Below are 13,205 nucleotides of genomic sequence, written 5' to 3' on the forward strand. Positions count from 1 at the left end.
CACACCACAGCGCGCACCCCAATGTCGGGTGCGCGCTTTTTTTAAACACAAGACAGTATATGAAAGGCGGCCGCTATGGAGGTTTTCGCCACCGCTCTTCCTGCGCTCAATGATGCGTGGGGTTTGATCCTGCAACCTATCGTACTGGGATATCTTGTTCTCGGTGTCGTTATGGGACTGGCCGTAGGTGTTTTCCCGGGACTTGGCGGTATTGCCGGTTTGTCCCTGTTGCTGCCTTTCATGTTCGGGATGGACCCAATCCTTGGTTTGGCGCTGATGATCGGGATGGTCGCCGTTGTTCCGACCTCTGACACCTTTGCTTCTGTTCTTATGGGGATCCCCGGCAGTTCCGCCTCTCAGGCAACTGTCCTGGACGGCTTCCCAATGGCGAAGAAGGGTGAGGCTGCGCGGGCACTATCTGCCGCGTTCGCTTCATCGCTGTTTGGCGGTTTGGTCGGCGCAACCTTCCTAACAATGTTCATTCTGGTCGCGCGGCCCATCGTTCTGGCGTTTGGTCTACCAGAGATGTTGATGATCACCATCCTCGGCCTTTCCATGGTTGCCATTCTGGCTGGGCGCATCCCCTTAAAGGGCGTCGCAGCTGCTGGGCTTGGGTTGATGGTTGGCACAATTGGTGAGGCGGACGCTGGCGGTTCGCTCCGTATGGCAACCTATGACATTCCGTATCTGACAGATGGTTTGAAGCTGGTCATCGTTGGATTGGGCATCTTTGCCGTTCCCGAAATCGTCTCGCTGCTGCGGCAGGATCGATCGATTGCCAAAGGGGCTTCGCTGGGGGCGGGTTGGCTGGACGGCGTCAAAGACTGGGCCGCGAATATCTGGCTGTCTGTTCGCTGCTCGATCATCGGGGTGGTCGTTGGCGTCATTCCCGGCCTAGGCGGTTCGGTCGTCGACTGGATCGCTTACGGCCATTCGGTTCAATCGACCAAAGATAAAAGCAACTTCGGCAAGGGCGAAGTGCGTGGCGTCATCGGGCCGGAAAGCTCAAACAACGCCAAGGAAGGCGGCGGGCTGGTGCCTACGCTACTGTTCGGCATTCCCGGCTCGGGCTCGATGGCGATCTTCATCGGCGCAGTGGCTCTGTTGGGGTCTGGCGACATCGAGGTCGGTCCAAGCATGCTCAAGGACAATCTCGACATCACCTATTCGATCGTTTGGCTTTTGGCGCTTGCTAACGTCGTGGGCACCATCCTGTGCATCGCGGCTTCCGGAGGCATCGCCAAGCTGACAACGATCCGCTTCACCTATCTGGCACCTTTCCTGTTTATGCTGATCAGCTTTGCAGCCTTCCAGTCCGGTCAGAACTTCGAAGACCTTCTGGCGCTGTTCGTGATCGGCCTGATTGGGATCTTCCTGCGCCGGTTCGATTGGTCGCGTCCGGCCTTTCTTATTGGGTTCGTGCTGTCGAACCCGGTTGAGAAGTTTACCAATCAGGCGTTCCAGATTGCCTCATTCCGGTTCCGCAAAAGCTTTGGTGAGGGCATGGAGTATGTCTTCAGCCCGATCGTGATTGTTCTGATCTTGGTCACTGTGGCTTCGGTCATTTTAGGAATTCGGCAGGCTAAGATGATCATGGCCGAAGGTGAAGTCCAGTCTGGCAGCAAGCGCGCGCCGTTGATCTTCCTGCTGGTGATCATGGCCTACCTAATCGCGGCATTGATCAACGCCAACATGATCCCAGACTACAACATGACCGACAAGATCATCCCGTTGGTGATCGGCGGTGTGTCCTTGTTCTGCTGCGTGATCCTGCTGATCCAGATGATGCGGAGACCCGAGGGTGATGCAATCTTTGCCGATAAGGAAATTGCCGGTGAAGATGCGAGCGCACCGCATGGGCTTTGGTCGACGTTGGCGTGGTTTGCAGGTCTTATCGCGGCAACGTGGGTTGTTGGTTTCATCCTAGCCCTGATCGGGTTTCTGATTGCCTTCTTCCGCATTCGAGCCGGTTCAAGCTGGCAGATGACGCTGATCCTGACAGCCTGCGGCATCGGTTTCATGTGCATCATGGCAGGCGCTCTGAACCGGGATTTCCCACCGGGACTGTTGCAAGACATGGTGAGCCTGCCATGGCCACTGAAATGAATGCTCCACTGAGGTCCGGCCTGCGAAGCAGACAGGTCGGACAAAGCTGAAAACACAACAGTTTTTGACGGTTTGTAGAGGAGGGGTTCGAGATGACCCAGACAGCAATCCCGTATATTTTTATGCGTGGCGGCACTTCGCGGGGGCCCTATTTTCGTCGCTCTGACCTGCCCGTGGATATGGACACGTTGGCTGATGTGCTGGTCGCTGCCCTAGGGGCTGGGCAGGCGTTTAACATTGACGGAATCGGTGGCGGTACTGCTGTGACGACCAAGGTAGCCATGTTATCTGTCAGCGATGATGAATGGGCCGATATCGATTATTTCTTCGCGCAGGTTTCGGTTGAGGAAAAGCTGGTCGACTTCAAGCCAACTTGTGGAAACATTCTTTCCGGCGTCGCTCCGGCCGCAATTGAAATGGGTTTGTTTCAGCCTCAAGGCGATGAGACCGTGGTCCGGATACGCGCAGTTAATACGGGTGCGCGAGTGGTTGCCAAAGTGCAGACCCCGGGTGGTGAACTGGCCTATGAGGGCGATGCCGAGATTGCCGGAGTTCCCGGGCAATCTGCACCGGTACAACTGAGTTTTATGGGAGTTGTGGGTTCGGCAACGGGTGCATTTCTGCCCACCGGAAATCTGCGCGATACGGTGCAAGGGGTCGAACTGACCTGTATGGATGTCGCGATGCCTATGGCTATGGCCCGCGCCACCGATTTTGGACTAACTGGGTATGAAAGCGCGGAAGAACTGGACGCCAACCGCTCTTTCTTTGCCCGGATGGAGGCAGTTCGGATCGAAGCCGGGGAACTGATGGGTATGGGGGATGTATCGAAATCGGTAACCCCCAAATTCGGGCTGTTGGCACCAGCCAAAGAGGGCGGAACCCTTGCAGTCCGGTATTTCATGCCATGGAAAACTCACCCGACAATGGCCGTTACGGGTGCGCAGTGCATGGCGTCTTGTGCTTTGACGCCCGGAACCGTCGCTGATGGGTTGTTGGACCGACCTAAGGCAAGCCCGGCTGAAGTTGTGCTGGAACACGCTTCTGGGAAGATTGATGTGCTGGTGGACTTCTCGAATGACGGTGACTTCAACGTAAACTCTGCTGGTCTGGTGCGGACTGCGCGAAAGCTTGCAGATGGGCATGTTTACATACCCGGATCTGTGTGGAGCGGCAGTTGAAACTGGGATCTCCGTTATGTATACTAAGGTATACAATATGAAGGTGCCACGATGAACAATTATTCTGAATGCCTCGATATTGCGCGTCAGGAACTCAGGCTGGCGCAGTCGGTCCTGCGGCGGGATATTGCGGAATACCCGACGCCGATCGCCGGGTGCGATGAGCAGTTCAACCATTTGCTGGATCAAAGCGAGCGGGTCCGCAATGCGCTTGCAGCACTCGATACGCTGCATTTTGTGCCGACGCCAAGAAAACTGAACAACGGGCAGGGTTTGGAAAGTCGATGAAGGTTCACATTCTGGATGATTGGTTTGATACTCTGCAGGGCTTGCCTTGTTTTGGAAAGCTATCCGACCATGAAGTGAAGATCTGGACAGATCATGTCGAGGATACCGATGAATTGGCAGCACGGTTGCAGAAGGCCGAAGCGTTGGTTCTGTTTCGCGAACGCACCAATGTTACCCGCGAGTTGATCGAAAAGCTGCCGAACCTGAGATTGATAAGTCAGCGCAGCGTGTATCCGCACGTTGATGTGCAGGCATGCTCGGACAACGGTGTTCTGCTGTGTTCGAACATGCATGGTGGAACGCCTTCATATGCTGCAGCCGAACTCACTTGGGCGCTGATCATGGCTGGGATGCGCGATTTACCGGCGCAGATGGCCTCGGTCAAAGCGGGGCGGTGGCAGGCCGGAGTTGGCAAGACGCTGAGAGGGCGGCAGCTGGGACTGTACGGCTATGGCCGTATCGCACGCGTTGTCGCGGGCTACGCCGAGGCATTTGGAATGAATGTAGTCTGGTGGTCCTCAGATGAAGGCCGGGTTCGGGCGCAGGCAGATGGTGTTCAGGTCGCCGCGAACCGCGAAGCTTTCTTTGCGAACAGCGATGTTGTCTCGATCCATGTTCGCCTAAAGCCAGGCACAAACGGCATCATTACTGCGTCAGACTTCGCGCACATGAAGCCGGGATCACTGTTTGTGAATACATCTCGTGCTGGCCTTATTGCAAAAGGGGCATTGCTTGGGGCGCTGAATGCCGGCCATCCCGGGAAGGCCGCAATCGATGTCTTCGATTCCGAACCCCTCAATGATCCGAAAGACCCCTTGCTTTCGCATCCAAATCTGATTGCGACGCCGCATATCGGCTTTGTGACCGAGGATGAGTTCGATCTGCAATTTTCGGACATTTTCGATCAAGTGAACGCCTACGCTGCAGGCGCTCCGGTTCACATGATCAACCCCGAGGTTTGGACCAGCGCAGGATAAGGTTGGCCGCTATCGGCGCACCGATGATTACCAACACGATCCTTGTCAGATGATGCGTGATCACAAAGCCCAGATCCGCGCCTGAGACGATGGCCAGAACTGTCATTTCTGCCTGCCCGCCGGGGGCAAAGGCCAAAAATGCCTCGACCGGTTGGCCCAGCCCCAAGGTGGTGACAACGGCAGTGAAAGCGGCCGCCAGAACGGCGAGGACAATGACATAGGCGAAGCCCGCCGCCACCACACGGCGTAGTTCGACCCATGTGACACCTACGAATTTCACGCCGATACCGCAGCCGATAAAGAACTGAGCTGCAAGGATGGCCTCGCGAGGCGGTCGGGTGTGAATGAAGTCGCCCAGTGACAACGCAGCCGTCAAGATCATTGGCCCTAGAATCGACGCTCCGAACAAGCCGATCCGCTCACCGCCTTTCCAGCCGACAAAGGCAGCAAGAACCATCAGCGCCAATTCATGTATCGGCAGGTTGCGCGCGGGCTCTCCGATTGGGTTGGTGAGTTGGGCGTCGTAAAACACCGTAAGAAACAGAGGGGCCAGCGTTACAATAATCAGAACGCGGGTTCCGTGGATCAGGGACAGCGTTCGCGGGTTAGCGCCAGCCTCGGCCCCGAAGATGATCATATCCTGCAATCCGCCGGGCATGGCCGCGTAAAACGCGGTCGTGGTATCAAAGCCCCAGACCTTGCGGAAGAAAGGCACTCCGACCAGCGCGATCAGCAGGATAAAGAACGGGATCAGTGCAATCGACGCTGCCATCTTCGGCAGTTCTGCAAATAGGGCTGGGGTAATCGAAGCCCCCACAGCCACGCCAAGTATGGTTCGCGCCGCAATCGAGACCTGACCAAAGCCTTCCATTGGAGCATGAGCCAGAGCCGCGATCAGACACGCGCTCATCGGGCCGAACAGAAAAGGTAATGGCAGATCCAACGCCCAGAATAGCCCTGTGCCAAGAAGTGCCAAGCCCAGTGTTAAGGCCCGCTTTGCGAGGAGAGAAGGTGTTTTGTTCTGGGTGGGCAAAGTGCAGCTTCCGACAATATTGACTCACTATGTATCCAAATGTATACAAATGGACGCAAGAAGACAAGTGAGCACGCGATGACCATTCAGGACGACCCCTTACAGCCTGGCCCACAAGGCAATTCGGCGTATCAACGCCTGTTGGATGAGATTCGCGAGGGCACCCTTCTGCCCGGCGAGCGCCTGCGCGAGATTGAGCTGTCTGAACGGTTGGGTGTCAGCCGAACACCGGTGCGCGAGGCGATCCGGCAGCTGGAGACCGACGGCCTGGTCACGCATGTACCACGGCAGGGCGCGACCGTCCGCAGTCTGGATTACGCCGAGGTGATGGAGCTCTATGAGATGCGCGCAGTGCTCGAAGGCACTGCGGCCCGTCTAGCAGCGCGTGCGGCGTCGGATGTCGAATTGGACGAGTTGGACGTTTTGAATGATCGTTTGGCCGAGGCTGGCACAGGTCCAGACGCGGCTCGGATCAACCGGATATTTCATGCCACACTTTTGGATGCAGCCAAGAACCGATTTCTCGCGAAATCCATGTTGTCCTTGCAGAAGGCGCTGCTGATCCTTGGGCCGTCGCAATTGTTGGACGGAGATCGGGCCGAAGCGGCAGTCGCTGAACATCGGCGTATCATGGCCGCGCTGAAGGCACGTGATGGCGCGGCGGCCGAGACAGAAATGCGCGGGCATATTCAGGCCGCACAACGAATGCGTATCCGGGCGTTGCAGGAACGCGATCGGACAACCGACGAAAATCACTAGGTAGACAGGATATGGCCACCCAAAAGGAAGCTTACGATATCGCTGTGATCGGTGGCGGGAACGCTGCTTTGTGCGCCGCGATGACCGCCGCGGAAGCCGGTGCCCGCGTTCTGATACTGGAAACCGCACCAAAACCCTATCGCGGAGGAAACTCGCGCCATACGCGCAATTTTCGCTGCATGCATGGTGGCCCTTTGGGCCCGTTGATCGAAGAGTATAGCGAAGACGAATATCTCGCGGACTTGATGAAGGTCACCGGCGGCAAAACTGACGAGCATCTGGCCCGCCTCGCGATCCGCACTTCCGAGGAATGCCTGCCATGGATGGAAGAGCACGGTGTCAGGTTTCAACCCTCTCTTTCCGGAACACTTTCTTTGGCGCGGACAAATGCCTTTTTTATGGGAGGCGGGAAGTCTCTGGTGAATGCTTATTACCGAACTGCGGCGGGTTTGGGTATCGATGTTTTGTATGAAGCCGCCGTCACGCATTTGGAGCTGAACGGGGATCGGATCGAATGGGTCGACTATACCTATGAAGGTCAAAACCACCGGATAATGCCAAAGGCAGTCATCGTCGCCTCGGGCGGGTTTCAGGCCGATACGGATTGGCTGACCCGTGCATGGGGTGAGCCTGCAAAAAACTTTCTGATCCGAGGCACTCCTTATAACCGAGGCGTGGTCCTGGCTGATCTTCTGGACCAAGGCGTCGAGAGTGTTGGCGACCCGACCCAATGCCACGCCGTTGCTATTGATGGGCGTGCACCGAAATTTGACGGTGGTATTGTCACCCGTCTGGATTGCGTGCCGTTTTCGATCGTCGTGAACAAGGATGCCGAGCGCTTCTACGATGAGGGCGAGGATGTCTGGCCCAAGCGCTATGCAATCTGGGGGCGCTTGGTGGCAGCCCAACCAGATCAAGTTGGCTATGTGATCATCGACGCCAATTCGTTGAATCTGTTCATGCCGTCGGTGTTTCCACCGCTGAAGGCAGATACGTTGGAAGAACTGGCCGGGATGATGGGCCTGCCTGCCGGAAAGTTGACCGCAACAATCGCTGAATTCAACGCCGCCTGCGGAGATACAAGCGCCTTTCATCCGACAGAGCTGGACGGCGTTTCAACATCTGGCTTGAACCCGCCCAAGACCAACTGGGCGCGTCCGATCACCGAGCCGCCATTTTACGGTTATTCGCTGCGTACGGGCGTAACCTTCACCTATTTGGGCCTCAAAGTCGACGATGCCGCGCAATGTTCGAGCGCCGACGGCAAGATCAAAAACATGTGGGCGGCTGGCGAAACCATGGCGGGCTCGATCCTTGGGCAAGGCTATCTAGCCGGTTTCGGCATGACCATCGGAACCGTCTTTGGACGCATCGCAGGACGTGAGGCCGCCGCTTATGCAAACTGAATTGATACAGGAAGCCCGCCGTCAGGCTGAAATTTGCAACGCCTGCCGCTATTGCGAGGGCTATTGTTCGGTCTTTCCGTCGCTTCATGCGGAACGCGCGTTCTCGGATGGGGACATCACGCAACTGGCCAACCTGTGCCACAACTGCCGCGGCTGCTACTACGCCTGCCAGTACACAGCCCCGCACGAGTTCGACCTGAATTTGCCGAAAGCTCTGGCCGAGGTACGGAGGGACAGCTGGGAAAGCTTCGCATGGCCGCAGCCGCTGGCGCGCCGATTTCACACCCAGGGCGGGGCGATTGCGCTGGCACTTGTGGTCGGATTTGCCCTGTTGTTCTGGGCAATTCGCGCGATAGGTTCTAGCGGAGGGGACGGGTTTTATGCCGTTCTATCGCATAATGCGATGGTTGCGATTTTTGCTCCGGCATTCTTGCTGCCACTCTTTAGCATTGCCATCAGCCTAAGGCGCTATTGGGCCGAGGTGGGGGGAAAACCCATCAAAATGGCGGACCTGCTGGCCGCCTTCAAACGAGCGGGTAAAATGCAGGATCTTGCCGCAGGTCATGGTGAAGGCTGTAATTTTGAAGACGAAGACCGGTTCAGTCAGGCGCGACGTCATATTCACCACGCGATCATGTATGGCTTCCTGCTTTGCTTCGCGTCGACCTCGATTGCAACGGTTATGCATTATGGCTTTGGAATGCATGCGCCGTACGGGTTCTGGTCTTTGCCCAAACTATTCGGAATCTCCGGCGGTGTGTTGTTGACAGTGGGTTGCTGCGCCATGGCAATTCTCAAGCAAAGGTCCGATCGCAATCTCGGTGATGCTTCGGCATGGGGCGGCGATATCGGTTTCATCCTGTTGCTGGGATTCGTCGGTTTTAGCGGACTTGCTCTTTACGCTTTCGGATCAACGGCTTTGATGCCCGCGTTGCTTGCTATTCATCTTGGATCGGTCCTGACATTCTTCCTGCTAACGCCCTACACCAAGATGGCCCACGGTTTCTATCGGCTTGCTGCTCTTATCAAAGATGCGCAACGGAAAAGTGATAGTTACTAGGCTGCGGCGACCCTGTCGCCCCTTGGGAAGCGGTAGAAAAGTATACTTAAATCGCAGCTTGAGGTCTGACTTTGGGATCAGACAGGGCGGTCCCACCTTGGTGTCGTTGAAGCAAATTGCCCTCCTGAATGTAGAGCGCAATCACGATCATGATTCAGCCTAGCGACCGGCACCTCTAGATCGCGCAGCCCGGGCCGATAATGGCCCGGGCCACCCCCAGTTTGCTTTAGCTGGCCAGGCCGCAGGAGGAAGAGTCGCTGTTGTTGGTGGTGTCTGTCTCCGTCACACCATCGGCCGGATTGGCATTGACGGTGATCTTGAAGGGGATCTGCTCGCCACCTTTGACCTCGTCCGGGAATTCGAGCGATAGCGTGGTCTCATCCCCGTTTGGCCCCAGTGCTGGTGTCGGCAGATCGACCACCACGCCGCTCTGGAAGAAATCGACCCGCGTGGTCGAAGGCCCGGCAGCCCCTGCACCAATGTTACGCACGATTATCCTCAACTTGCGCGGCTCCTCACAATACCAAGCCGGGAAGGGCGGCGGGCCGGGCGGGAAGGGCTGCACCGGGATTAGGTCCGGCTTGTCCTCGGGTGGGGGCGGCGGCGGAGGTGGCGGTGGCGGGGGCGGTACCTTTTTGATCAGCCGAGGCACGACCGGTTCGACATCGATGGTTTCCACTTCGCCTTCACCATGGGCGGCGGTGTAGACCGCGACCACGTCCAGCGGTGTTTCGCTGTCGATAAAGACAAACCCTTTTAAGAAACAGCATTCGGCCACCCGCAGGTGTCGTGCCACATCTTCGCAATCGATCTCCATCGATTCCCAGGGACCGAGTTTGTTCTTCGTTCTGGCCGAGACATTGCCCGGTTTTTCGTTTGGCAAGGCCGACGACACCCGTTTACGAAAACGCACAGCATCGCCGCTGCCGTTTCCGATGTTGATTGCTGTGTGATAGCGGCCCTGGGACAAAATGCGGCCCTTGGAACAGCCGCAGACGAACTTGACGGCGTAACGATAGGTCATCTTCGTTTCTTCCTCCTCGCAGCAAGGGGTGTCATCTTCGTCGCGGTTCACCTCCATTCGGCGAAGGGCGACGTTGTTGTCACCAAGCGCCAGTCGATCGACAGGCAGACTGCCTGCAATCGTCTCGACATTGCTGCGGTCTTCTGGCGTATCCACGCTGGCAAGAATGTATTCCTCGCACAGGTCCTCGGGGCACCATGGGATCGGGCCGACGATCACTTCGTCGCCATAATGCACTGACTGGCCGATAGGTTCGCCTACGATCAGCGGATTCCAGTCATCGGGCCATGTGGTGCCCTTGCCTTCCATCGCGCGGGCTAATGACAAAGTCACTGATTGGGCTGGGGAGTTGCCGCGATTGCCGATCCGGACATACAGATAATTCTCGACGCAGCGGCGCGGAGTCTCGTGGTCGGTGCCGCCGTCAGGGCGGTGCCGATTCCAGATGCCGGGAGCATTGTTGCCCGGTTGGTGCCAAGGGTATTCACCCTGTCGTCCGTCATCAATGAAGACGTCAACATCAGGCGGGGATCCGTTGTAGAGCGCCTGTTTCTCAAAGCCCCAGCGTACCACTTTGTGTGCCCAGCCTCCGGCTGCACCGTCGAATTGAGCAGTGTTCTCGTCTGATTCCTGCAAGGCGCGGGAAAAACCTTCGACTGTGTTGGGCACGATCCCGGCCAAAAGCGGCACCGCCTGCAGGATCAGATAGATCGTGTAGCGGCTGGCATGCAGCCTGTCGTCCAGTTCTGTGGAATCACCTCCGAGAGATCGATAGATTCGGCCCAAAGTAGTGGCATTGATCTCGGTCGACCGATATCCGCCCACGTCCATCGTGCCACCCCAGCCCCAACCCGAGGCGACCGACCGATCCCATCGCCGGGTGATTAGGTTGCTGAAGGGGAAGGTACGGAAACGATCCGGCGCAATACCTTGAGGATCGTAAAGTATTGCCGCCAGCGCGTCACCAAAGCCATGACAAAAGCCGAAATTGGGCCAATTGAGATGATCCCATAGCACCGCGTGCCCGAATTCATGCGCCGATACGCGCGAGTCTGTGGCCATGCCGACTGTGGACCCATTTGCCGCAAGCGCATAACGAAAGCGTAGTACACCATTGCCTATGGCATTGCCTGGCGCCTGAGCATTCACCGGTCCTGCAATGGGATTGAACCAGCGGTGATCAACATCCACCGGGAAGGTCACCCCGTCGAAATAGCTGGGCAGATCGAAGCCCAAAGACTGGACGAAGCGATACAGGAAATCATGGTTGTAGTACGCACAGACCGCCGCGAAATCGTCGCTGTCGGCGGGATAATCAAAGATCGATGCGGCACCGGCGTTTTCAGTCGGTGGGGCGATGTTCGGTGTATCGAGATCACGTACCGCCACCAATTCGCCGCTTAGTTCCACCGGTGCGCCTCCGCCCGGTAATATCAACCGTTCCAGCGCCACCAGTTCGCGTTGCGCATCCAAAAGCGCAACCGGGGCCGTCGGATCAAGCTCTGAATCTCCTGAAAGTGATATCGGGTCGTCTGTGAAGACGTAACCCGAAACACACCCCACCAATGGCCGGATGTAAAGCACCGCGCCGGTCTCCCAATCGACCAATGCTCGCCAGTTCAGCTCTCCGTAGTCGGGAATTTTGCAGCCAAAATGCACAAGGCTTACGAAACGCCATTCGCCGTCCTTGATGCCCTTTGGTACACGACCGATCTCTGGCAGCGGGGTTAACTCGGCCCCTTCGATCTCGCCCGGTTCTTTGTGTGGCAGGCGATGTTCTGCGTCGTAGCGATAGACAAAGTCCCGGGTGTCATTAACCTTAAATTTTGTAAACTTGGCCCCTTTCACAGCTTCGCGCAGAATCGCGCCAGCTTGTTTGTCGCGGCCAGCAGGCGGAGTAGGGGCGTTGCTGAGTTCGATATCGGCAGCAACACTTGAGGACGAACCGGTGACCACATTGTCTGGGCCGGCCATGCGTAGTGTCAGACCTCGCTCCCAGACCGGGATGCCGTGATGTGTCTGACGAAATGTGTAGACCAGAAAGGACTGTACTGCCTTGGCTTCTTCCAGCCGCAGCTTGCTGCCCTCCTCGCGATTATACTTGCCTGAAACACTCTCGCCGAGCCTGTCAAGAAAATCGGGCTTTATCCGGTAAAGCCCCGCCACTTCGGCGGCATAAGCCTGCGCCACATCCAGCGCACTGGTTCCTTTAGAACGCCCTCGAAGAGGGTCGCCATGATGCTGAAGTCCAATGATTGCGCCGTCTGGCGCGCGTTCAAATACTGTTTCCGGCATGTCTGCCTCCGTTCAAAAGCATTCTGAAACGCTGGCCCAGAGGCCCCGGATCGCCCGGCCGAACGGCAAAAAAAGAACTTGTTGTAATAAAAAAAGAATAACGAAGCGCGATGGCCGGAGAGACCCAGCGGCGATCCTGCCAACAAAGCTATCGTAACATTTATTGTCGATTCCCGCAAAAATCTGCCCGCTAAGCCGGAAGGCGCGATCACCTTTGTTTTGCTATCGCCGCTCACCCGAGGCTCTCGGTCAATGCGAGCTGTAGGTGCAGGTATGTAACGGTTAGCGCCGTACAACTGGCATCGAATTTGCAACGCCATAGCGAATGTAATCACTGTGTTGCTGAAGAAGAGGGTCATCAGACTAGGAAGCTATGAATAACCACACGCTCTCTCAGCACCCTTGTGAAATGTTACGGGGCGTCCTTGGCCCCTCTGTGTAAGGTATATCTCGACTGCCTCTGACAACAGTATAGAGGCAACAGAAGTCTCGTTCAGTACAACTGGCGTTGCGGCAGAATTGGCTGCGCCGAGTCGTAACATGTGCTTTCCAGGCACTTGCATATCCTGCGACCTCAGATGAAACCAATATTCATCCAGTTGATCAACTGCTCTTCTTGTTCTCGTCGCCTATACGTTTGCCGAGTGAGCACGCAAAGAAAATGCGATCCAAGAAGAAAAGTAATAGCGGCAAAGCTCCTTGTGGATGCGGTGACTGAAGAAAAAAACACCTTCTTTCACAAAGGTGTACTTCGGCGAAATGGTCTCTGAGATGGTCTACCGCTCCAACCTACGTTAAAAGCTGGAGTGAAACCAAGAGTTTACCTGAGGAAGTGGTGCCGGGGGCGGAATCCCACATAATCTGCAAGCTCTTCAAATTGCTCACTAAAATCATACAAAACATCACCCCATACCCCAATAACTACCCCCACGAGGTTTCTCATGTCATTTCAAGCATTTGATTTATTTATATGATTCCGCTTCTTGGAATCGCATTTATCGTCCTTCTGCGTCCGTTTTTGTCCAATTCAATATAGGCTAGTCCAACCGTTCAACGTCGTCCAGCCAGCTATAATC

The 13,205-nt window shown here is 56.3% G+C and carries 9 protein-coding genes; 7 read left to right on the forward strand and 2 right to left on the reverse strand.

Annotation, left to right across the window (positions count from 1 at the left end):
* Positions 1 to 75: 75 nt before the first annotated feature.
* The 4 genes from ACR0AW_RS16420 (at position 76) to ACR0AW_RS16435 (ending at position 4,552) form a co-directional block, all read left to right on the forward strand.
* Positions 76 to 2,106 (forward strand): tripartite tricarboxylate transporter permease, encoded by a 2,031-nt coding sequence (locus tag ACR0AW_RS16420; protein WP_170513284.1) that lies wholly within the window; start codon positions 76 to 78, stop codon positions 2,104 to 2,106.
* A gap of 92 nt (positions 2,107 to 2,198) precedes the next feature.
* On the forward strand, positions 2,199 to 3,287 hold the full coding sequence (locus tag ACR0AW_RS16425) for a 4-oxalomesaconate tautomerase (RefSeq protein ID WP_170597544.1): 1,089 nt from the start codon (positions 2,199 to 2,201) through the stop codon (positions 3,285 to 3,287).
* Between the two features lie 51 nt (positions 3,288 to 3,338).
* Positions 3,339 to 3,575: a hypothetical protein gene (locus ACR0AW_RS16430; RefSeq protein ID WP_170733643.1), complete on the forward strand. Its 237-nt coding sequence runs from the start codon at positions 3,339 to 3,341 to the stop codon at positions 3,573 to 3,575.
* Complete coding sequence (locus ACR0AW_RS16435; protein ID WP_170733701.1) at positions 3,572 to 4,552, forward strand: D-2-hydroxyacid dehydrogenase family protein; 981 nt, start codon at positions 3,572 to 3,574, stop codon at positions 4,550 to 4,552. The genes ACR0AW_RS16430 and ACR0AW_RS16435 overlap by 4 nt, the downstream gene beginning before the upstream one ends.
* On the opposite strand, the gene ACR0AW_RS16440 is transcribed toward ACR0AW_RS16435, so the two are convergent.
* Complete coding sequence (locus ACR0AW_RS16440; RefSeq protein WP_170424977.1) at positions 4,521 to 5,585, reverse strand: AbrB family transcriptional regulator; 1,065 nt, start codon at positions 5,583 to 5,585, stop codon at positions 4,521 to 4,523. The two genes, ACR0AW_RS16435 and ACR0AW_RS16440, sit on opposite strands and share 32 nt — an antisense overlap.
* 78 nt (positions 5,586 to 5,663) lie before the next feature.
* Between ACR0AW_RS16440 and ACR0AW_RS16445 the strand changes: the two genes are divergently transcribed.
* Genes ACR0AW_RS16445 through tcuB form a run of 3 tightly spaced genes read left to right on the forward strand, consistent with a single transcriptional unit; the run spans position 5,664 to position 8,810 of the window.
* Positions 5,664 to 6,344, forward strand: coding sequence for a GntR family transcriptional regulator (locus tag ACR0AW_RS16445; RefSeq protein WP_170392730.1), 681 nt, complete (start codon positions 5,664 to 5,666; stop codon positions 6,342 to 6,344).
* Between the two features lie 11 nt (positions 6,345 to 6,355).
* On the forward strand, positions 6,356 to 7,750 hold the full coding sequence (gene tcuA, locus ACR0AW_RS16450; protein ID WP_170625053.1) for an FAD-dependent tricarballylate dehydrogenase TcuA: 1,395 nt from the start codon (positions 6,356 to 6,358) through the stop codon (positions 7,748 to 7,750).
* Entirely contained in the window at positions 7,740 to 8,810 is a 1,071-nt protein-coding gene (tcuB, locus tag ACR0AW_RS16455) for a tricarballylate utilization 4Fe-4S protein TcuB (RefSeq protein WP_170733702.1), read from the forward strand. Before tcuA ends, tcuB begins: the two co-directional genes overlap by 11 nt.
* Positions 8,811 to 9,036: 226 nt before the next feature.
* On the opposite strand, the gene ACR0AW_RS16460 is transcribed toward tcuB, so the two are convergent.
* Complete coding sequence (locus ACR0AW_RS16460; protein WP_480439360.1) at positions 9,037 to 12,129, reverse strand: hypothetical protein; 3,093 nt, start codon at positions 12,127 to 12,129, stop codon at positions 9,037 to 9,039.
* Between the last annotated feature and the right edge of the window lie 1,076 nt (positions 12,130 to 13,205).

Source organism: Ruegeria sp. C5, assembly GCF_056537605.1.